Raw genomic sequence first — 22,924 nt, 5'->3', positions numbered from 1 at the left:
GTTTACACGAAAAAATTCTAGGAAAAAGAATAGTTCATAGAATTTATGAACAATTTGGCTTTACGAAGAGCTTCTTCCAAACCTTCCAGATTATCTACTTTAGCTTCAGCAAAAAAACTTTTTCCGCCAAATTTTACTCTTATATTAGTAGCTAAATATTGAACAATAGCAGAAGCACTCATGCCCCTATAATGAATAAGATTATCAGAAATAGCGGAAAAAATAACTACTTTTTTTTTAGAATGAAAACAAACTAAAATAATTATAAGGCTAGGGATTTCTCTACGAAGCTCCAAAGCAAGTTTTTTTACAGAATCAGTATTTAAATCTGTTTTTTCAACAATTAGTTTTAAATACTCTAATCTCTCTTTTTTAGAGACTTTTTTAGAGAATTTTTTAGAGAATCTAGAATACAATTTTTTTTTCAAAAAATTCATCTTTTGCCCAGAAATATTTTTTAATTGCGATTTAAAAATCTTATTTTCATCTAACAGATTTTTTATTTTTTTTATAGGATCATTGGGGAAATTTAAAACCTCTAGAAGTACGTTATACTTTTTACATATATTTTTAAGGTATCGAACTACTTCAATTGAAGTAATTGCTTCAATACGACGAATTCCAGAGGAAATGGAAGATTCAGAAAGAATTTTAAAGTATTCTATATGCTCTGTATTAGAAACGTGAGTTCCACTGCAAAGTTCCACTGAATTTCCAAAACGGATGCATCTTCCTCCTTCTCTTCTAGCTTCTTTCTTCTCCTCTATTGTAAGTTTTTCTTGAATCATTTTATTTACACTATCTTCTACGAAGTCAATAGTTGAGACACTTAATTTTTCTGAGTGAGAAAAATCGAAACGAAGTCTATCTGGTCCTATATAAGAACCTTTTTGCCTAACTCCTATACCTAGAATTTCGCTGAGAGCATAATGAAGTAAATGTATAGCCGTATGATTTTTTTCTATTTTTCTCCTTCTAATAGCATCTACACGTATTTTAAAAAATTTTAAAGGATGCAGTGGTATATTTTTCACTAAGTGAACAATGAGATTTTCTTCCTTTTTTGTCTTAAAAATATGAATCTTCTCTTCATAATTAGAATTAAGAATCCAACCAGTGTCGCCTAGTTGTCCGTTTACTTCAGGATAAAACGGAGTTTGATCAAAAACAATTTGGAAATATTTTTCTGAAGAATCTTCCATTTTTCTAAATTTTCTAATTTTAGTTTCAATTTCTAGTTGATCATACCCTAAAAAACAATTCTCTTTTTGAGAATTTTCGAGTAGAACAATCCAATCAAATTTTTCTGTATATTCTCCTTTTTTAGACCGTTTTTTCTGTTTCAGCATTTCTTTTTCAAAGCCATCTTTGTCTATTTTTAAATCGTTTTCTCTGGCTAAAATTCTAGAAAAATCTAGAGGAAATCCATAAGTATCATATAATTCAAAAATATGAACTCCGTCAATTAATTTTTCTTTTTTGTTTTTGTATTCTTTTATAAGATGATTCATGCGAATAATTCCTTGATTAATAGTTTTCAAGAATATATTTTCTTCTTCTTTAACAATTTTTTTTATGGATGCTTTATGCCTGAAAATATCAGGGTAAATTTCGCCCATTTCATCAGACAAAGTATCTACAAGTTTGTAGATAAAAGCCTGTTTTTTATCCAAAAATCGGAAGGAGAATCCCAGAGCTCTCCTTAGTATTCTGCGAATAACGTATCCTACTCCAGTATTCGAAGGATTCTGGCCTTCAGAAATAGCGAATGAAACTGCACGGATATGATCCGCCAAAACTTGCATAGAAATATCTATATTTTTATCTTCTCCGTATTTTTTTCCAATGCATTTTTCAATTTTCCTAATTAATGGAAGAAAAAGATCAGTTTCGTAGTTGGAAGATTTCTTCTGTAAAATTCTACAGAGACGTTCTAGCCCCATTCCTGTATCAATATGACGATCAGGTAGCCTATATAGAGAATTATCTGATTTTAGAAAAAATTCTATAAATACCAAATTCCATATTTCAATTACATGGGGATGTCCTTTATTGATTAATTTTGAAGCAGGTTTTTTAGCTTTTTCTTTATGATTTCGTAAATCTATATGAATCTCTGAACATGGGCCACATGGCCCAGTAAAACCCATTTCCCAAAAATTATCTTTTTTTCCAAATGGGATTATGCGATTTTTATTTAAAATTTCTCTCCAATAGTTATATGATTCTTCATCTGCAGGTAAATTTAAATTGGGCTCTCCGTTAAAGAAAGTAACGTAGAGATTTTCTTCAGAAATTTTATATTTTTCTGTTAAAAGTTCCCATGCCCAAGAAATTGCTTCTTTTTTAAAATAATCTCCAAAAGACCAATTTCCTAGCATTTCAAACATAGTATGATGATAAGTATCATTACCAACATCATCTATATCGTTATGTTTTCCAGTAACACGAAGACATTTTTGACTATCGACTATCCTTGTATACGGAGGTTTTTCATTTCCTAAAAAATAATTTTTGAATGGATTCATTCCAGCATTAACAAAGAAAAGGGAAGGATCATCTTTTAAAACTATAGGAACTGAAGGAATAATTTTATGAATTTTTTTTTGGAAAAATTTTAAAAAATTTTTTCTAACCTCTATAGATTTCATCTATTTGGATATTTGGATTTTTTTTGGTGGATGTAGCTCAGTTGGTTAGAGCATCAGATTGTGATTCTGAATGTCGCCGGTTCGAGCCCGGTCATGCACCCATAATGGTTGTTCCCAACGTTAATATATCGACTCCTTTATCTAAGAGATAAGAAGCATTCTTCCAGCTAATTCCTCCATCTATCTCAATTAATGCAGGGGATCTTTTTTTTAAAATTAAATCCTTAGTCTCGTAAAGTTTTTGATAAATATGTTCAATAATTTCTTGTCCACCAAAACCTGGATTTACCCCCATCAATAAAACAATATCTAATTCTTTAATTACATTTTGTAAAATATTAACCGGAGTATGTGGGTTAATTGCTACTCCGGCTTTTATATCAGTTTCCTTAATTAAGGAAATGGTTCTATGAAGATTACGTACACATGCTTCATAATGAACGTAGATACAATCTACACCGAATTTTTTAATTCTTTGAATATATCTTTCAGGTTCTAATATCATCAAATGTAGATATAAAGGTTTTTTTGCATATTTTTTAACATATTTTAAAACCGTAATTCCAAAGGATATATTAGGGACAAACATACTATCCATGATATCAACATGGATACAATCCGCTTTGCTATTGTTTAGCATTTTTATCTCTTTATGAATATTAGATAAATTTGCTGATAGAATCGAAAGTGAAAGAATTTTTTTCATATGGGATCTTAAATAATGAATCATTCATTAAACGTGTAATCTAGTCCTAGTCTAAAACTAAGAATCTGATTCGGAACCACGTCTCTTTTCCCATAAACTTTTGTTATATTCATTTGACATGTAAAATTTATACCAAAATTTTCTGTTATTTCATAATTTATACCTAATATAGATCCCATTGAAAAAATATTAGGCACAAAATTTTTTATTCTTTCTATATTATAATTATACTTCTCTGTAACCTGAGTAACAGGAGTTTTGTTTTTCTTCTTTTTCTCTCGTATTAGATCAATTTTATCACCAGTTAATTTCAACCCAAACACCGGAGAAAAATATAAATTGACCCCACCAATCAGATTATATTTTAATCCTGGAGAAACCTCCAGATATATTATTTTTTTTTTACTTTGACCATAAATTTTTTTCCTATTTTTCTTCTCATTTTATAAAATCCCTGAAAACTATGAATAGAAAGAATCAAATCAATTTGAGAAGCCACATAATCATCAATAACATGCCCTCTATATAGACCTGCATAAAAGTCTATATCAAAAACAGATTTAAATCCTTTAATCATTGATAGATTGGGTCCAATTTGAATTCCAAAAAAGTTTTGCCCAATTCTGGGATAAAATTGGGCATCGGATTTTTGAGTAAGAAAAATCAAAAATGAAAAAACAATAACCCAAATATTTTTTATATTTTTTAGCATAGTTTTTATATTTTTTAGCATCTTTTTATTCATATTTTTTATATTTTTTAGCAAAGTAGAAATTAAATGGGCGATGCTGGATTCGAACCAGCGCCCTTCTACTTGTAAGGCAGCTGCTCTAAACCTCTGAGCTAATCACCCTTAAAAAGTAAATATAAACAAATATTCTAAAGAAAACAAAATTTTAAAATTAAACTAAAAAGATTAAATAATTTCTGATACTACGAAATTGCTTCCTCCTATAAAAATAAAGTCCTCTTCTGAGGCTAATTTCTCTGCCTCAAAAAGAGCTTCTTTTACCGTAAAAAAATATTTTGCATTTTTTTTATAGTTAACACTAACCAATTTTTCAAGATCTTCTATATGTAAACGTCTATGTAAATTAGGTTGACAAAAATAATAATAAGCTTTAGATGGAAAATGGGATAGTATTTTTAAGACATCTTTTCCTCTAACAAAACCTAAAATTAAATGCAACTTATTATAGGATTCCCGCATAAGTTGTTTAGATACCCATTTTATACCTTCTTCATTATGTGCAGTATCACATATAATTTTAGGTTTTTGTCTTATCACTTGCCACCTTCCTTGGAGTTTAGTATTTTTAATAACATTTTTAAACCCCAAAATTATAGAGTTTTCAGTAATTTTTAATCCTAAACTTTGTAAAACATCTATAGATTTTATTACTGTTTTTTTATTTAATATTTGATAGTCACCTTTTAATGGTATTGCATAGTAATTCTGATTATTGCTATTCTCAGAATAGAAAATAGGTGCTTTTTTTGAAAAAGCAACTTCTCGAAAAACTTTATCCGTTTCATCATGAAACGATCCTAAAACAACTGGAATTTTTGGCTTAATAATGCCTGCTTTTTCAGAAGCAATTTTAGATAAATTTTTTCCTAAAAAATCAGTATGATCATAAGAAATATTGGTTATTATAGAAATTATGGGAGTAATAATATTTGTTGAATCCATTCTTCCTCCCATTCCTACTTCAATTACAGCTATATCTACATTTTTTTCTTTGAAGTAAAGAAAAGCTAAAGATGTCATAAATTCAAAAAAAGAGAGACCAATTTTTTCAGCAAAAATTTTGTGTTTCCGAATATAACTAACGATAAAATCTTCTTCAATTAATAACCCGTTTGAACGAATACGTTCACGCAAATTTTTCAGATGAGGAGAAGTAAGCAATCCTGTTTTGAATCCTGATTCTTGAAGAATGGAAGATAACATGTGAGCCACTGATCCTTTTCCATTAGTTCCTCCAATATGGATTGATTTAAAACTATGTTCAGGATTTCCCAAATAATTGCAGAAAGATTGAATTCTTAGCAAATCAGTTTTGCGATTCTTATTATTGCGGATCTTATCCGTGTGTAATTTACTTAAAATCCATTTATAATAGTCCATATATATTTATATTTTAATAATTTTAAAGATATAGAAAAAAATCTGAAAATAGAAGCTCCAAGGTAGATACTTTTATAATATAAGCAATTTTTCTTACCCAAAAAACATCTTTCATTTTTCGTAATCTCTAATTTAAAAAAAAATGTTTCGAACACATAATTGTGGGACTCTTCGTCAAAAAAATGTTGGGGAAGAGGTTATTTTAGCTGGATGGGTTAAAAGAGTTAGAAATCTAGGAACAGTAAGTTTTATAGATTTAAGGGATCATTATGGAATAACTCAACTAACTTTTTATGGAAAAAATACTTTAAAAAAAAAAGCGGATCAATTGGGTAGAGAATTCGTTATACAAGTATGCGGAAAAGTTGCTGATAGAAAATCTAAAAATCTTAAAAATCCTACTGGATTTATTGAGGTTGTTGTTTCTAAACTTAGAATTCTAAGCTATTCAAAAATACCCCCATTTATTATAGAAGAAAAAACAGATGGAAATGAAGATCTTCGAATGAAATATCGTTATCTTGACTTACGTAGAGATTTTATTAAAAAAAAACTTATTACTCGGCACAAGATAGTTTTCGAAATACGAAAATATCTTTCAGAAAACGGATTTCTGGAAATCGAAACCCCCCTTTTAGTTAAATCCACTCCTGAAGGAGCACGAGATTTCGTAATTCCGTCCAGAACAAATCCTGGACAGTTTTATGCTCTCCCTCAATCTCCTCAATCTTTCAAACAGCTCCTAATGATAGGCGGAATAGATAAATATTTTCAAATTGTTAAATGCTTTCGTGATGAAGATTTGCGTTCAGATAGACAACCAGAATTCACTCAAATTGATTGCGAAATGTCTTTTGTTGAAGAAGAAGATGTCATTAAGATATCCGAAAATCTTATAAATTATATTTTTCAAAAAATAAGGAATTGCAGATTTGCAAAGAGTTTTCCAAGAATTTCCTATAAAGAGGCTATAAAACGATACGGATCTGATAAACCAGATATACGTTTTGAGATGATTATTAAGGAATTAAATGATGTAATCCCAAAGAAAAATAATAGAGTAGCAGGCATTTCTATACCTGGATGTGCTAATTACAGCATAAGACAATTAAATGATATTACCGAATGGAGTAAACTCCATCATATAAGAAATCTTACTTGGGTGAAATGTTTGATTGATGGAAAATTTCAATCACCCTTTTTTGATCAAAAATATTTTAAAATTTTTTCTGATCGCTTTGGCGCTAAGCCTGGCGATCTTTTATTAATACTTTCAGGTTTAGATGATCAAACAGTTAGGATACAACTAGGAAAAATTAGAATTGAGATGGCAGACCGTTTAGGCTTGCGAAAAACGAATCAATTTTCCCCTATTTGGATAGTTGATTTTCCTTTGTTTGTGTGGAATGAAGATAATAAGCGTTATGATTCTTTTCATCATCCTTTCACTTCACCTAAAGAAGAAAATATTTACCTTCTGAAAAAGAATCCAGAAAAAATTATCGCCAAATCTTATGATTTGGTTATTAATGGAAAAGAAATCGGAGGGGGATCTATTAGAATAAATAAACGTTCCATACAAGAATCTATTTTCAATCTATTGGGATTTTCTAGAAAAGAAATTTTCTCTAAATTTGGCTTTCTAATGGAAGCTTTTGAATATGGTACGCCTCCACATGGTGGAATTGCGTTAGGCCTTGATCGTTTTGTAGCTCTTCTTAAAGGCGAAGATAGTATAAGGGATTTTATTGCTTTTCCAAAAAATAATTCTTATCGAGATCCAATGATAGGAACTCCTTCATATTTAAGTGACGATCAATTAAAAGAGCTTCATATTTTCATAAAGCGATGAGAGAGAACGCTCAAATAGCTAAAATGAATATTTTCATCATTGGTCTGGGAAAAGTAGGTGCAAGCTTTCTTAAGAAAATCTTCAAACAGAAAAATTCTTTAAAAAAAACGCTAAAACTTGATATACGAATTATAGGATTAGCTAATAGTAGACATATGCATTTTAACGAATTAGGAATTGAATTCAATGAGTGGGAAAAAAAGTTCTCAGAATCTGAGATAATGAACGTAGAAAAATTTCTAGAAAAAATAGAAAAACTTGATCTATGTAATAGTTTTATTATTGATAATACAGCGAGTGAAGAAATAGCAATGACTTATGAAAAAATTTTAAAAAAGGGGATTGGCATAATTACAAGCAATAAAATTGCTTGTTCTTCCACTTACGAGTATTACAAAAAACTAAAAACGGTATCCTCTAATTTGGGAGTTCCTTTCTTTTTCGAAACTAATGTAGGAGCTGGTCTTCCAATTATTGATACTCTAAATAGTTTAATAAATAGTGGAGATGATATTCATTCCATAGAAGCTGTACTTTCTGGTAGTTTAAATTTTATACTTAACAAATTTTCTGAAGGAACCCATTTTTATGAATCCGTAAAGGAAGCTCAAAAACTAGGATTTACAGAACCTGATCCTCGCATTGATCTAAGTGGAAAAGATGTAATGAGAAAAATACTCATTTTAGCAAGAGAATGTGGAGAAAAACTTGAATTAGAGGATATTTTTAAAAAATCCTTTATTCCCGAGTTCTGCTTAAAATCTACTTCAATAGATGTTTTTTATGAAAGCCTAGTAGATCTGGAATCTAGTTTTTTCGAAAAAATAAGAATATCAACGAAAAAGAATAATAGACGGTTACGTTTTGTAGCCAGATATAAGAAAGGGATTGCATCAGTTGGATTAGAAACTATCAATTTAGGCCATCCATTTTATCAGCTTGATGGAAAAGATAATATAATTTCATTTACTACAAAGCAGTATATTGATCATCCTTTAACAATAAAAGGAGCAGGGGCTGGTTCAGAAGTAACTGCTTCTGGAATTTTTTCAGATGTTATTAAAGCCTGTAGTCGATCAAGAAAATGGAAAAAATAAAAATATTTGCACCAGCTACTGTCGCAAACTTAGTTTGCGGGTTTGACGTAATAGGCTTGGCGTTGAATAATCCTAGTGATGAGATTCTTTTGAAAAGATCGAATAAATCAGGAATAAGTATTCTTAAAATAGATGGAGCGGACTTCCCTCTAGATCCCAACAAAAATGTTTGTCTTGTTTCTTTAAAAGAATTTATTAATGAATGTCCCTATCCTATTGGATTTGAAATAGAAATCCTAAAAAAAATAAAACCTGGGAGCGGAATAGGATCTAGCGCGGCTAGTTCGGCTGGCGTAGTAGCCGGAGCTAATCTACTATTAGGAAATCCTTTCAGCACTCTAGAATTGATCCGATTTGCTATGGAAGGGGAACGTTTAGTTAGTGGGAGTGGGGGAAATCATGCTGATAATGTTGCTCCAGTTTTAATGGGAGGAATTACGTTAATAAGAAGTTATAATCCTTTAGATATTGCAAATATCCATGTCCCTAATGATTTATGGATTAGCGTAATTCATCCCTCGATTGAGATAAAAACTTCTGACGCACGTCAAATTCTAAAGAAAAAAGTTTTTATGAAGGATGCAATAAAACAATGTGGAAATTTTGGATCTTTTATTGCAGGTTTATATCAAGGAAATTATGATCTAATAAGGAGATCATTAGAAGATGTAATGGTCGAACCAATCCGAGGTATGCTTATTCCCTCATTTTACCAGGTAAAAGCTAAATGTCAAGAAGTCGGAGCTTTAGGCGGAGGTATATCTGGATCTGGACCTTCGATATTTATGTTAAGCAAAGGGGAAAAAACTGCATATATTGTTAGTTCAGTAATGGAAGGTATATATGATTCTCTAAAAATAGAATATCAAGTTTACACTTCCTCAATAAATCAAAAAGGATTAAAATGGGATGAAATTTAAAATTTTAGAGTAGTTATGATATATCATAGTCTAGGAAAGACTAAGCATTATGTTTCTTTTAAAGAAGCTGTAATAAGAGGATTGGCTCCAGATAATAGTCTTTACTTTCCAGAAAAAATACACAAAATAGAAAAAATAATTAAAAATTTTCCATCACAAAGCATATATTCTATTGCTATGGAAGTGATTAAACCTTACATAGGACCAGAGGATATCCCAGAAAAAATTTTAGAAGAAATCATAGAAGATACACTTTGCTTCCCATTATCTCTAGTGAAGATTCACAAAGAAATTTATGCTTTAGAGCTTTTTCATGGTCCTAGCATGGCTTTTAAAGATGTCGGTGCTATATTTATGGCAGGGTGTTTAAGTTATTTACGAAAAGAAGAAAGTAAACCACTAACGGTTTTAGTAGCTACTTCTGGAGACACTGGAGGAGCAGTTGCTAAAGGATTTCATAAAATAGCAGGAGTAGAAGTGGTTCTTATTTTTCCAAAGGGTAAAATTAGCCTGTTTCAGGAAAAACAGCTTACATCGGTAGAAGATAATATTACTTCTCTAGAAATAGAAGGTACTTTTGATGATTGTCAAAAATTGGTAAAAGAAGCTTTCCTGGATAAGGACCTACAAAATAAATGTGCTATTACTTCAGCTAATTCAATAAATATAGCAAGATGGTTGCCACAAATTTTGTATTATTTCATAGTTTACAAAAATATAAGTCCTTCTTCAGAAGTCTTTTTCTCTATTCCGAGTGGAAATTTTGGAAATCTTTGCGCAGGTTTGCTTGCTGCAAAAATGGGGCTACCAATAAAACATTTTATAGCAGCAACAAATTCTAACGATACGGTAAATCGATTTATAAAAACTGGAAAATATGCTCCCCTTCCAAGTAAATATACTTTATCAAATGCAATGGATGTAGCTGATCCAAGCAATTTTACTAGAATTTGGCATCTTTCTGATAGAAGCTTTTCTAAGCTTAAGGAAAAATTGGATACTTATAGCTTCACAGATGAAGAAACTATTTGTGCAATAGAATCTATTTTCAATAAAAATGGATATATGCTGGACCCACATGGAGCTTTAGGGTATCTAGGGCTTCAAAAATATTTTCAAGAATTGAAGAACTCTAAAGACTCAATGGGTATTTTTTTAGAGACAGCTCATCCATTGAAGTTTACGGAGAAAATTCCTTATGATTTGCAAAAGCAAATTATCATTCCTGAGCACTTAAAAAAGTTGCTTAAATCAGAAAAAAAATCCATTAGACTTCCTAATAATTACCCAGCATTAAAAGAACATTTATTAAATAGGGGGCTCCCCATGTAAAAATTTTTTTTTCTCAAGTAGAGATTTCTTGGATTCTACATTTTCTTCATCTAAAACACAGCAATCAACTGGACAGACACTCATACATTGAGGTTCATCATAAAATCCTACACACTCTGTACATTTGTCTCTGACAATAAAATAAATATCCCTTTTCTCTGGAGTCTGAGAAGACTCCGCATCAATTAAAAGGCCTGAACTTATTTTTACTATTCCTTTAATATTTGTTCCTTCGGAAAGAGACCATTCTTCAGATCCCTCATAAATAGCGTGATTAGGACACTCAGCGACGCAAGCCCCGCAATTAATGCATTCATTAGTTATTTTTATTGACACCTTTTTGGAATTTTATAAAGATGATTACAAATATTATTCATGGAATAAGGTAGAGGGTAATTCAATATTTCCTAACCATCCTTTATGAAACTTTTCCCTCTATAATTATTGATTGTATTTTTCTAGCCATTTACAAATATTTTTCGTTACATTTTTATAGTTTTTCACTAAAAATTATAAGAGTATTTTACAGTGCGCCATTTATGAGGACCTTGCTTTTTACTTTTTTGTTCTGTCTTAATACATCAAGATAACCGTTTAGACTTTGAGCCCTTAACATAAGGACGATTATAGCATTGACACTTTTTTCATCCATTTTTAGCTCTATCATCTAAATGATCTTTTCTAAGATTTCTAAAAATTCAATTATATAAATAATATAATTGTATTTTGTCATAAAACAATTCAGAATTTCTTTTTTATGATCTAATGATTTGTTTTTAAAAAACGCTTTTTTATCCCAAAATATAGTAAGGATCTTTTTACGAGTTTTCAATATTTCGTTTGAAATTATTTCCATATACTTGAAAAGCTTTTTTTCTAAAAAGTCATATTTATCAAATAAAAATTTGTAATAAAGTTTTTTAAATCTAAGAGAGGCCAATTCCATTAAGAAAGTATCAATAGAAAACTCAGTATAAATAGAAAAATCATTGAATTTTTTGAGAATATCTATCTCAAGTCTTTTATTAAAAAAATAATTTGAATTATCTTGAAATTTTACAATTTTTTCACTCTTTTCATATAGAAAATTTCTATAATACTCGTTATAGGATTCCAAATCCTGGATTTTTGCTTGAAGCTTTCTTTTTATATATTGTATATTTTTGGGCTTTTTATAAAAAAGTTTTTTATGATAAAATGATTTAATAGATTCTTTAAATATTTTATTTTTAAAATAAAAAAATTTAAAAAAAAAAGCATTTTTATCTTTTAAATGATTTATTTTTTCTATGATATTTTTATATTTTAGTAAATAGTTGGTTTTCCTACATGGTTTTTTTCTTAGGTGATGCAAGTGATAAAGTTCATTTAAATTCTTTGGAAGTTTGGTCTCTTTAATAAGCTCTTTAACCCTAGATATCATATGAAGTTTTTGAATATTATGCTCATATTCTAGAGATTGAAAATTTTTGTTGAATTTTAAATAATTAAAAAAGTTTTCCAAATGGAATCGATAAGTTTTAAACACGTATTCCACTTTAGAGTAAAAAATATTCCTAGAATTTTCCCAACTATCTTTAATCTCTTTTATTTTTTTTAGAAAATTTATGACCATTTTGTCATTATCTGGAAAGATATAAAGATTTTTTAGATCTTCTATTATTTTAGAAAGAACATTTAGTTTTTTATTAACTTCTTGAAAAGTTTTAGTTTTTTCTTTTTCCAAAAAAAAATGATAAAATTTTTTATTTAATGACACTAAGAAAAACTTTTCAAGTTTTTCTTTTCTAATTTTTTGTATTTTTACCAAAAATTTTTTGTATAATTGATGAACTTTATCTCTAATTTGGTTAACTGGATAATTTTTAATTAAAAAATGTAGATACAAAAATCGTTCCATTTAGTTATCACATTAAAATACATATAGCCTTTCTCATTTTCTATTCCAGATACTCCAGGCTTTATCAGCTTGTAATTGCAACATTTCAAATCCATTTTTCGTAAAGCATCCCATTTTACGGCCCTCTCTAAGAAATCTACTTGCAATAGGGTTGTATACCATATCATATAGATAATGTTTTTGGGAAATTTCCCAATATGGAATTTTTGGATAATCATTGATGTTTGGATAAGTACCAACTGGAGTACAGTTAATAATTACTTTAAAATCTTTTAAAACGTATTTGGTTATTTCTTCGTATAAAAAATTTTTTTCATTTATTTTAGAATATTCATTTTTATATTCATTTTTATATTCATTTTTAGAATATTCATTTTCATTTCTAGAAACACATCGAAAATAGAGTCCTAATTTTTTAAGGACAAAAATTACAGCTTTTGAAGCTCCCCCTGTACCTAATATCAAGGCTTTTTTATGATGAAATTTTATATGTTTTTTGAAAGAAAATTCGAATCCAAAAATATCTGTATTGTATCCAATATACCCTTTTTGCATTATTTCAATTGTATTAACTGCTCCAACATTCCTGGAATCCGTACTAATCTCATCAATAAAATGGATAATATTTTGCTTATAAGGTATGGTAACGTTCAATCCAGAGAGATCTCTTTTTTTTATACGAAGAAACTCTTTTAGTTTATTAATATTTTCGATATCAAAAAGTTTATAAATAGAATTTCTGATATTTTTTTCCAGAAATTTTTCTGAAAAATATTCCCTAGAAAAAGAATAATGAATATTTCTCCCAATTAATCCAAAAACTTTCATTTGAGCGGAGAGAGCAGGATTCGAACCCGCGTAGGTATAAACCTAAACGGTTTTCAAGACCGCAGCAATAGACCACTCTGCCATCTCTCCTTATTTCTCTAAAGCTAATTCAATTACTTCTTTCATATTAGAAACATAATTTAAAAAAATTCCTAGTACCTCTTTTGACTTAATATTATCCACGCTTTTTTTATTTTCTTTGGGTAGAATTATTTCATGAATCTCAGCTCTCTTAGCTGCTAATATCTTTTCCGGGATTCCTCCAACAGCAAGAACTTTACCTCTAAGTGTTATTTCCCCTGTCATCGCTAAATGAGCTTTAACTTTTTTTCCAGTGTAAACAGATACTAAAGAGCAAAGAATTGCCACGCCAGCTGAAGGCCCATCTTTAGGTACAGATCCAGAAGGTACATGTAAATGGACATTATACGTTTCAAACATTTCTGGATCAATTCCAAAATCCTCATTATAAGCTTTCGCGTATTGCCAAGCAATATACGCAGATTCTTTCATCACCCAACCTAAGTTTCCAGTAAGATTCAATTTACCGTTCCCTTTTGCAAGAATTGACTCTATGTATAAAATATCTCCTCCATATGGAGTCCAAGCTAATCCAATGACAACTCCAGGGATATTATTTCCTTCGTAATTAAGGAAAGGGTAAGGAGTACCTAGTATCTCTTCAATTTTATCAAAATTCAAACGTTTAACATATTTTTTATTCATTGCTTTTTTTCTTGCCGAATAACGAGTTAATTTAGAAATCTTTTTTTCAATACTTCGTATTCCTGATTCAGATGTATACCCTAATATAATCTTTTCAAGATTTTTAGAATTTACTTTCAAGTCCCCTTGATTCAGACCGTTTTTTTCTAATTGTTTTGGTAATATATGTTTTTTTACTATTTGAATTTTTTCCTCAACTGTATAACCATTTATCTCAAGGATTTCCATGCGATCTAAAAGAGCTGGTTTTATTGAAGAAATTGAATTGGATGTAGCAATAAACATTACCTTGGATAAATCATAACTTATATCAAGATAATTATCATAAAAATGCACATTTTGTTCTGGATCTAGAACTTCCAAAAGTGCAGCAGAAGCATCTCCGTGTAATCCAATTGATATTTTATCAATTTCATCAAGTATGAAAACAGGATTTGATGTTCCTGATTTTATCATTCCCTGAATTAATCTTCCAGGCATTGCCCCAACATAAGTTCTTCTATGCCCTCGTATTTCAGATTCATCATAGATTCCACCTAAAGAGATTCTCACATATTTTCTATTTATAGCGTAAGCTATAGATCTTCCTAATGATGTTTTTCCAACTCCGGGAGGCCCATAAAAACATAAAATAGGAGATCGCATATCCCCTTTAAGCTTTAAAACTGAAAGATATTCAATAATTCGTTCTTTTACTTTTTCTAGACCATAATGGTCTCTATCTAGAATTTTTTTAGCATGTTTAAGGTCTAAATTATCCTTAGAATATATTTTCCAGGGTAAATCAAGCATTATTTCAAGGTAATTTATCAATGAAGGGTATTCTGGCAAATGAGGATTAGTGCGTTGGATTTTAACTAATTCGCGTTCAAATTTTTCTTTAGCTTCTTTAGTCCAATTTTTTTTTTCCCCCATTTCCCTAATATTTTCAATTTCTTTTTCTGCTGAAATCTCTCCCAGCTCTTCTTGAATAACTTTTATTTGTTGATGCAAGAAAAACTCACGTTGTTGTTGATCTATATTGTTTCGCACACGATATTGTATATCATTTTTTATCCTAATTTGCTTATACTCAATAGTTAAAAAACGAAAAGCTTCCATTGCCCTATTTTTCATATTGTTATGTTCAAGTAAGCTTTGCTTATCTTTGATAGATAAATTCATGTTTGTTGATATAAAATTCACCAAAAAATAGTTATTTTCTATATTCTTTAGGGCAAATCCTATTTCAGAAGGAAGATTAGGATTTTCTTGAACTACTTTTATAGACAAATCTTTGAGAGCTTCTATTAAAGCATTATATTCTTCATCCTTGTCAGTTGGAATATTCTCGTTTAAAATTATATATTCTACTTTTATATATGGTTTATATTGTATAACACGATTTACCTTGAATCTACATTTACCTTGAATAATTACTGTAATGCTACCATCTGGCATTCTTAGAAGTCTAAGAATCTTAGCGACAGTACCTATTCTGTAAAGATCTTTTTCAGTAGGATTTTCTACCCTAAAATCTTTTTGGGTAAGAACCCCTATAATTTTATTATTAGAGTTATATGAATCTTGCAAAAGATGCAAAGACATATTTCTGCCCGCTGTAATTGGAGTTCCTACTCCAGGAAACAAAACTATATTCCTAATAGGGAGTATGCATAATTGATCCGGTATTTCTTCACTTAGAAAAGTATTCTCGTCCTCCTGTACAATTAATGGTATGAATTCAGTTTCTTCAGTTAGCATAATATTTAATTTAATTTTAAAAAATAACTTATAAAACTAAATGCGAGATCTATCCTTTAAATAATGGATAAGATCTCATTTTATTGTTAATTTCCTTTTTAATTCTATCCATTTTTAATTGATCGTTTTTACAGTGGAAAACTTCATCGATCCAATTAGCTATTTCTTCCATGTCATTCTCTTTTAGGCCTCTTGTGCTAACAGCAGATGTTCCTATTCTAATTCCTGAAGTAACAAAAGGAGACTGATTATCAAAAGGAATCATATTTTTGTTAACTGTAATATCAGCAGATGCCAAAAGTTGTTCTGCTTCTATCCCTGTGATATTTTTGTTACTTAAATCAAGTAGCATACAATGATTTTCCGTTCCATTTGAGATTATTTTATAACCTAGGGAAACAAAGGATTTTGCTAATTTTTTAGCATTTTTTACAACTTGCTTAACGTAACGCATAAACGACTCTGTTAAAGCTTCTCTAAAAGAAGCCGCTTTTGCGGCTATAACATTTTCAAGAGGGCCACCTTGAAGGCCTGGAAATACAGCATTTCTAATAAGTTGAGACATTTTTTTTGATTTTCCTAGTTTAGAATATTCAAAATCTTTCCCTAAAAGAATCATTCCTCCTCTAGGTCCTCTAAGAGTTTTATGTGTAGTAGAAGTAACTATATGGCAATGGGGAAAAGGATTGTTAAGGAGTCCTTTGGCTATTAATCCAGCTGGATGAGAGATATCTGCAAGCAGAATAGCTCCAATTCTATCTGCGATCTTCCGAAAGATGGAATAGTCAATATCCCTAGAATAAGAAGAAGCCCCACATATAATCAATTTAATTTTTTTTTCTTTTTCCACTAAATTTTCTACATGTTCATAGTTAATCAATCCACTTTCTTTTTTTAAACCATAAAATAAAGATCGATAAATTTTTCCAGAAAAACTAACAGAAGAACCATGAGTTAGATGTCCTCCATGTGTTAAATCAAACCCAAGGATTTTATCTCCAGGGTTTAAACAAGCCATGTAAACCGCTGCATTTGCCTGAGATCCTGAATGAGGTTGAACATTTACATATTCAGCATGAAACAGTTTTTTAGCTCTATCAATAGCTATCCTTTCTATTTTATCTACAATTTCACATCCCCCATAATATCTTTTACCTGGATATCCTTCAGCGTATTTGTTAGTCAAAATTGACCCCGTTGCTTTTAGTACATTCGTACTAACGTAATTTTCCGAAGCGATAAGCTCAAGTCCTCTAACTTGTCTATCTTCTTCTTTTTTAATTAAATGAAAAATAATTTCATCTAGAGTCATTAATTTTTTTTCTTATAAAATGGCACATCCTAAAAAAAGACATTCTAAATCTAGAAAACGAAAGAGGAGGAATCATCAGAAATCTAAAGCTACTCAATTAACGATTGATCCAATTACAAAGAAGTTTCACCCTTATCACAAGGCTTATTGTTTCGAAAACAAATTATACTATATAGGGAAAGTTCTTTTTGTTAAAAATTAGATTAGCTAAAAAACTGGTCCTTTTGTTGACATACAAGATAATAAAGAGCCATATAGTTTATTCTAATTGTTCTTGAATATTTATAGATTCTTTATGTAAGAGATTTAATATTTTTTCTATGAATGCTTCTGAAATTCCTAAATCTTTCGACAGTTTTTTGTTTTTTTGCAAAATTTCTACCCAGCGATTTATCTGAATAACAGATTTATCATATTTTTTTTTTACAGAACCAATCTCCTTAGAGAGTTTCAATCTCTCATTCAATAGAAAAATAAATTTCTGATCTATTTCATCAATTTGAATTCGTAGTTTTTCTAGAATATCCTTAGAATTCGAAGGACTGATTTTTTTTAGAATTTCTAAAAGTCTTTCAGGAGTTATCTGTTGTTGAGAATCGCTCCAAGCTTTATTAGGATTACAATGAGTTTCCACTATGAGCCCATCATACTCAAGGTTAAATGCTTGCTTTACTATATCAGAAATTTTTTCCCTATTTCCGCAAATATGTGAAGGATCACAAAGTACAGGAATATGGGGATAAAGATTTTTAAAATCTAATACAATTTTCCAATTAGGTTGATTTCTAAATGGAATTTTATTTTCAGAAGTAAATCCTCGGTGAATTACCCCTAAATTTTCAATACCTTTACTTAAAAAACGTTCTAACGCGCCTATCCATAAATCAAGACTAGGATTAATTGGATTTTTTACCAAAACAATTTTATCGGAACCTTCAAGAGCATTTGCTATTTCTTGTACAGTAAAAGGATTCACTGTACTTCTAGCTCCTATCCAAAATACATCAACAACATTATGTTTAAGGGATATTTTTATGTGATCAGCTGAAGCTACTTCAATTGCTATCATTAGTCCAGTTTTATCTTTAACCTTTTTAAGCCAATAAAAGCCTTTTTCTCCAATTCCTTCAAAATTATTAGGTCTTGTTCTAGGTTTCCAAATCCCAGCTCTAAATATTTGAACATAAGATTTATCAAGTCTTTGTGCTGTCTCGAGTACTTGCTCTTCACTTTCTGCACTACATGGGCCTGAAATAATTAAGGGGGTGTTGAATTTCTTTATCCAAGACTGCTCTATGTCATTAAGCTTTTTCATCATTTTTCATACTGTGTTTATAATAAAAGTATTCATTTTCATTACTAACTATGAGAATAATAATAAAGAATTTTGGAAATATTATTATTAGAAACGCAATTTTTACCATATTTTCGATTCTAGTAATAGATTTTTTAGTATTTTAAGAATTTCCACCCATTTTTATATTCTCCAAATCTGAAAATATCAAAGGTAGACCAAAGAAGATCCATCATTTTCTGAAAAAAACCATATTCTTCGAAAGAAAGATCCATAAAAAAAATATTTTCCCAAGTTTTTTCAAAGAAAGTAATTGACTGAATACTTGTAATATTCCAATTTTTGGAAAATATACGAAGCACCCTAGAAATGGAGACAATTTTATAATCTATTCGTAATTTAATAGAAGCTCTATCAGAAAAATTTTTATCTTTTGAAGTTGAAGAACTTACGATAAAAAAACGCGTAAAATTATTAGAATGATCTTGAATTTTCTTTTCTAGAATATTCAAACCATAAATGGTAGAAGCAATTTCAGTGGCTATTGCTGCTATATTTTTCATTTTATTTTTAGCAATATATCGAACTCCATCTGAAGTATCAGTACATTCAAGTACTTTAATATTTGTATACTGATTAAAGTATTTTTTACACTGAAGAAGAGCCATTGGGTGAGAAATTAATTCCTTAACATCTTTTAAAGATTGACCTGATAAAGTCATTAAACATTGATTTATAGGAATAAAAACCTCTCCAAGAATTTTAAGTTTATATTTGGAAAGCATCACATAATTTGTGAAAATAGAACCGGCTATAGAATTCTCTATAGCCATTACTCCCTTCTTAGGATTAAGAGAAAAAACTGATTTGACAACTTCTTCGAAAGAAGAACACTCCATTAAGTGACATTCTTCCCCAAAAAATTTAATAGCAGCAATATGATGATAAGATCCCATTATTCCATAGATAGCAATTTTATGCATCTTATACAAAAAAAATGTTTAAAAATTACAAAAAATTAGATCTTCAAAAGATTTTTGAAGAAATCAATCAATATTGGAAGGATCATCAAATTTTTCAAAAAAGCGTTTACTCTAGAAATGGTAAAAAACTGCATGTTTTTTATGAAGGCCCCCCATCTGTAAATGGTATGCCTGGGATCCACCATTTGATGTCTAGAACTATTAAAGACATATTTTGTAGATACCATACTTTAAAAGGAAAACAAGTTAAACGTAGAGCAGGATGGGATACACATGGATTACCCATTGAACTTAGCGTCGAAAAATCTCTAGGGCTCCTTAAAGAGGATATTGGTCAAAAAATTAGCATAGAAAGTTATAATAAAGCTTGTAAAAAATCTGTAATGCATTATACTAAATTTTGGAAAAAGATCACTGAAAAAATTGGATACTGGGTAGATTTGAATGAACCTTATATAACTTTTGAATCAAAATACATTGAAAGTATTTGGTGGTCCTTAAAAATCCTTTATAAAAAAGGTTTTTTATACAAAGGATATTCGGTTCAACCTTATTCTCCAACATCTGGAACAACCCTAAGCTATCATGAATTGAGTCTTCCTGGATCTTACAAAGAGATTACAGATACTGCACTCGTTGTTAAATTTAAAGCTATTAAAAATAGTCTTACTGAAAATTTTCAAAAAATTGTGGGAGACATCTTCTTTTTGGCATGGACAACAACAGCTTGGACCCTTCCTTCCAATACAGCTATTGGGATTGGACCTAAAATAGATTATGTTATTGTAAAAACTTACAATCCTTATACCTTTCTAAAAGAAAATCTTATACTTTCCAAAAATAGAATTTGGAAAAATACAAAAAAGTTTTTTTTTGTAAATAATGAAAAAGAATTAAAAAAATTTAAAAAAACGGATAAAAAAATCCCTTTTAAAATTTTAAAAGAATTCAAAGGATATAGTTTTATAGGAAGTCGTTACGAACAATTATTATCTTGGGTCCTTCCTTCTAAAGGAGCAGAAAAAGCATTTAAAGTTATTCCGAGCGATTTAATCAACACAAATGAAGGAAGCGTAATTGTCCACCTAGCTCCTACATTTGGAGTAGAAGATTCTAATGTAGCTAAACAGAACGGAATTCCTTCAATGTTAGCAAGAGATGAAAATAGTAAAAAACAAATTCCACTTGTAGATTTACAAGGGAGATTTATCAAAAATCTACCTAAAGGGTTTGGAGGAGAATATGTTAAAAAAGAATACTCTAAAAATCTCTTAAATCAGAGATCTGTAGATGATAAAATTGCGGAATTATTAAAATATGAAAACAGGGTTTTCAGAATAGAAAAATATACCCATTCCTATCCCCATTGTTGGCGAATGGAAAAACCATTGTTATATTATCCGTTAGATTCATGGTTTATGAAAACTTCTAAAAGTAGACGTAGAATGGTAGAATTAAACAAATCCATTCATTGGAACCCTAAAACTATAGGAGAAAATAGATTTGGAAAATGGCTAGAGAATATTAATGATTGGAATTTATCCAGATCAAGATTTTGGGGAGCTCCTCTTCCTATATGGAGGAATGAAACAAGCAGAGAAGAAATGATCATAGGATCTGTTGAAGAATTAGTTAATGAAATAGAAAAATCTATACAAAAAAAAATTATGAAAGAAAATCCATTCAAAAACTTTGTGAAAGGAAACATGAGTCCAAGAAATTATAAACAAATTGATCTTCACAATAACGTTGTTGATAAGATTATATTGGTATCTCCTTCAGGTCTACCAATGAAAAGAGAACCTTATTTAATAGATGTTTGGTTTGATTCTGGAGCAATGTTTTTTGCTCAATTTCATTATCCTTTTGAAAATTCTGATTTTATCGATAAAAGAAAAGAATTTCCGGCTGATTTTATCGCTGAAGGAGTTGATCAAACTAGGGGGTGGTTCTATTCTTTACACGCTATTTCCTGTATGCTTTTTGATTCTATTTCTTACAAAAATGTTGTAGTTAATGGATTAATTCTTGATAATAATGGGCAAAAGATGTCTAAAAGTAGAGGAAATACGATAGATCCTTTTGATATAATTGAAAAATTTGGACCTGATGTGACCAGATGGTATCTGGTAACGAATACATCATTTTGGGAAAATATTCGTTTTAATACAGAAGGCATAGAAGACGTTAAAAAAAAATTTTTTGGGACTCTTTATAATTCTTACACTTTTTTTGCTATATATGCAAATATAGATGGATTTTTTTTTAAGGAAAAAAGTTTTTCTTTAGAAAAACGTCCAGAAGTAGATCGTTGGATTTTATCAGAATTAAACAACTTAATACAAAAAGTGGACAAATATTATTCTGACTATGATCCAACAAAAGTTGTTCGTGAATTAAATAACTTTGTTATTTATAATCTCAGCAATTGGTATATCAGAATTTGTCGGAAACGTTTCTGGAAAGAAACATATAATAATAACAAAATTTCAGCTTATCAAACTCTTTACCATTGTCTTTTTAATGTATCGAAGCTAATTTCACCTATTGCTCCTTATTTTTCTGATAGACTTTATCAGGATTTAAATAAAATTACAAATAAGGAGACTTTTGAAAGCGTCCATTTGTCTAATTTTCCTATATTCAATCCAGAATATCTGGATGAAGATCTTCAAGAACGAATGTCACTTGGCAAAAAGATTAGTTCGATGGGTTTTTCCATTAGAAAAAAAAAGAATCTTAAAGTTAGACAACCATTACAAAAATTGATAATAATAACAAAAAATGAGCGTATAAGAAAACAATTAAAATTAGTATCAAGATTTATAGCAAAAGAAGTTAACGTAAAAAAAATAGAGGTTTCAGATCCAGAAGGATCTATTTTGATAAAACAGATTAGTCCTAGTTATAAAAAATTAGGGCCAAAATTTAAAAAATCTCTAAAAAAGATCACAAATGTGATCGAAAAATTTACACAATCTGATATTGTGCAAATAGAAAAAAAAGGAAAAAAAGAAATTGTTTTCGAAGGAAAAAAACTATTTATTCATTTAGAGGATGTTTTAATATCTACCAAAGAAATTCCTGGTTTTTCTGTATTTCCAGAAAAAAAATTTACAGTTGCATTAGATGTTCGTGTAACGAATAGTCTTAAACAAGAAGGGTTAGCTAGAAGCTTTGTTAACAAAGTGCAAAATCTTAGAAAACAAAAAGGATTTCATATAACTGATAAAATTATCATGTATATAGATTCTAAAGAATATATAGCTTCTAAAGAATTCATTGAGGCTCTTGAAAACAACAAGAATTCTATTTGTGAAGAAACACTCTCTGTTGATCTTATTTTATCTCCAACTTTTGAATGGGAAGGAGAAGAAGTAAAAGTTGAGGTATTTCAATCAAAAATTGCAATTATGCATATATGAAAAAAGAATATCAATGTTTTTTAT

The 22,924-nt window shown here is 29.5% G+C and carries 19 protein-coding genes and 3 tRNA genes; 7 read left to right on the top strand and 15 right to left on the bottom strand.

Annotated features, from left to right (window positions below; genetic code table 11):
* Positions 1-17: 17 nt before the first annotated feature.
* A complete protein-coding gene (alaS, locus tag VE128_00715) occupies positions 18-2,651 on the bottom strand; it encodes an alanine--tRNA ligase (GenBank protein HZD84059.1) in 2,634 nt (877 codons plus the stop codon).
* 25 nt (positions 2,652-2,676) lie between these two features.
* On the opposite strand from alaS, the gene VE128_00710 reads away from it, so the two are divergent.
* Positions 2,677-2,752: transfer RNA gene (locus tag VE128_00710), tRNA-His, on the top strand.
* Here the strand turns inward: VE128_00710 and rpe are convergent.
* From rpe to VE128_00680, 6 genes are all read right to left on the bottom strand, one after another.
* Positions 2,743-3,381 carry a ribulose-phosphate 3-epimerase gene (gene rpe / locus VE128_00705; GenBank protein ID HZD84058.1) on the bottom strand — a complete coding sequence of 213 codons (639 nt, stop codon included), beginning with the start codon at positions 3,379-3,381 and terminating at the stop codon, positions 2,743-2,745. The two genes, VE128_00710 and rpe, sit on opposite strands and share 10 nt — an antisense overlap.
* Complete coding sequence (locus VE128_00700; protein HZD84057.1) at positions 3,378-3,680, bottom strand: hypothetical protein; 303 nt, start codon at positions 3,678-3,680, stop codon at positions 3,378-3,380. The genes rpe and VE128_00700 overlap by 4 nt, the downstream gene beginning before the upstream one ends.
* 68 nt (positions 3,681-3,748) lie before the next feature.
* Positions 3,749-4,102, bottom strand: a complete 354-nt coding sequence (locus VE128_00695; GenBank protein ID HZD84056.1) for a hypothetical protein — start codon at positions 4,100-4,102, stop codon at positions 3,749-3,751.
* Between the two features lie 34 nt (positions 4,103-4,136).
* A tRNA-Val gene (locus VE128_00690) sits at positions 4,137-4,210 on the bottom strand.
* Between the two features lie 63 nt (positions 4,211-4,273).
* The gene (locus tag VE128_00685) at positions 4,274-5,488 is read right to left on the bottom strand and encodes a Mur ligase family protein (protein ID HZD84055.1); all 1,215 of its coding nucleotides are present in this window, start codon (positions 5,486-5,488) and stop codon (positions 4,274-4,276) included.
* Positions 5,464-5,643, bottom strand: a complete 180-nt coding sequence (locus tag VE128_00680) for a hypothetical protein (protein ID HZD84054.1) — start codon at positions 5,641-5,643, stop codon at positions 5,464-5,466. The genes VE128_00685 and VE128_00680 overlap by 25 nt, the downstream gene beginning before the upstream one ends.
* Between VE128_00680 and aspS the strand changes: the two genes are divergently transcribed.
* Genes aspS through thrC form a run of 4 tightly spaced genes read left to right on the top strand, consistent with a single transcriptional unit; the run spans position 5,631 to position 10,689 of the window.
* Complete coding sequence (gene aspS / locus VE128_00675; GenBank protein HZD84053.1) at positions 5,631-7,340, top strand: aspartate--tRNA ligase; 1,710 nt, start codon at positions 5,631-5,633, stop codon at positions 7,338-7,340. The two genes, VE128_00680 and aspS, sit on opposite strands and share 13 nt — an antisense overlap.
* On the top strand, positions 7,337-8,437 hold the full coding sequence (locus VE128_00670; protein HZD84052.1) for a hypothetical protein: 1,101 nt from the start codon (positions 7,337-7,339) through the stop codon (positions 8,435-8,437). Before aspS ends, VE128_00670 begins: the two co-directional genes overlap by 4 nt.
* On the top strand, positions 8,425-9,357 hold the full coding sequence (locus VE128_00665) for a homoserine kinase (GenBank protein HZD84051.1): 933 nt from the start codon (positions 8,425-8,427) through the stop codon (positions 9,355-9,357). The genes VE128_00670 and VE128_00665 overlap by 13 nt, the downstream gene beginning before the upstream one ends.
* A gap of 15 nt (positions 9,358-9,372) precedes the next feature.
* On the top strand, positions 9,373-10,689 hold the full coding sequence (gene thrC / locus VE128_00660) for a threonine synthase (protein ID HZD84050.1): 1,317 nt from the start codon (positions 9,373-9,375) through the stop codon (positions 10,687-10,689).
* Here thrC and VE128_00655 read toward each other — a convergent pair.
* The 6 genes from VE128_00655 to glyA form a co-directional block, all read right to left on the bottom strand.
* Entirely contained in the window at positions 10,666-11,025 is a 360-nt protein-coding gene (locus VE128_00655) for a 4Fe-4S dicluster domain-containing protein (GenBank protein HZD84049.1), read from the bottom strand. The two genes, thrC and VE128_00655, sit on opposite strands and share 24 nt — an antisense overlap.
* 331 nt (positions 11,026-11,356) lie before the next feature.
* Positions 11,357-12,589, bottom strand: coding sequence for a hypothetical protein (locus VE128_00650; GenBank protein HZD84048.1), 1,233 nt, complete (start codon positions 12,587-12,589; stop codon positions 11,357-11,359).
* A gap of 33 nt (positions 12,590-12,622) precedes the next feature.
* Positions 12,623-13,417 (bottom strand): shikimate dehydrogenase, encoded by a 795-nt coding sequence (locus VE128_00645; protein ID HZD84047.1) that lies wholly within the window; start codon positions 13,415-13,417, stop codon positions 12,623-12,625.
* 5 nt (positions 13,418-13,422) lie between these two features.
* Positions 13,423-13,507: transfer RNA gene (locus tag VE128_00640), tRNA-Ser, on the bottom strand.
* A complete protein-coding gene (lon, locus tag VE128_00635) occupies positions 13,508-15,886 on the bottom strand; it encodes an endopeptidase La (GenBank protein ID HZD84046.1) in 2,379 nt (792 codons plus the stop codon). It lies immediately after the preceding tRNA gene.
* A 49-nt stretch (positions 15,887-15,935) separates the two neighbouring features.
* Positions 15,936-17,198 carry a serine hydroxymethyltransferase gene (glyA, locus tag VE128_00630; GenBank protein HZD84045.1) on the bottom strand — a complete coding sequence of 421 codons (1,263 nt, stop codon included), beginning with the start codon at positions 17,196-17,198 and terminating at the stop codon, positions 15,936-15,938.
* A 19-nt stretch (positions 17,199-17,217) separates the two neighbouring features.
* On the opposite strand from glyA, the gene rpmF reads away from it, so the two are divergent.
* Positions 17,218-17,400, top strand: a complete 183-nt coding sequence (gene rpmF, locus VE128_00625) for a 50S ribosomal protein L32 (GenBank protein HZD84044.1) — start codon at positions 17,218-17,220, stop codon at positions 17,398-17,400.
* Positions 17,401-17,457: 57 nt separating this feature from the next.
* Here the strand turns inward: rpmF and VE128_00620 are convergent, their stop codons facing one another.
* Positions 17,458-18,513 (bottom strand): bifunctional 3-deoxy-7-phosphoheptulonate synthase/chorismate mutase type II, encoded by a 1,056-nt coding sequence (locus tag VE128_00620; protein ID HZD84043.1) that lies wholly within the window; start codon positions 18,511-18,513, stop codon positions 17,458-17,460.
* A gap of 134 nt (positions 18,514-18,647) precedes the next feature.
* The gene (locus tag VE128_00615; GenBank protein ID HZD84042.1) at positions 18,648-19,475 is read right to left on the bottom strand and encodes a prephenate dehydratase domain-containing protein; all 828 of its coding nucleotides are present in this window, start codon (positions 19,473-19,475) and stop codon (positions 18,648-18,650) included.
* Between the two features lie 14 nt (positions 19,476-19,489).
* Between VE128_00615 and ileS the strand changes: the two genes are divergently transcribed.
* Entirely contained in the window at positions 19,490-22,900 is a 3,411-nt protein-coding gene (gene ileS / locus VE128_00610; GenBank protein HZD84041.1) for an isoleucine--tRNA ligase, read from the top strand.
* Positions 22,901-22,924 lie beyond the last annotated feature (24 nt).

Source organism: Candidatus Angelobacter sp. (assembly GCA_035643775.1).
Classification (GTDB): domain Bacteria; phylum Bacteroidota; class Bacteroidia; order Flavobacteriales; family Blattabacteriaceae; genus DASQPV01.
The sequence above is the reverse complement of the archived record's forward strand: the minus strand, read 5'-3'. Positions and strand labels throughout refer to the sequence as shown.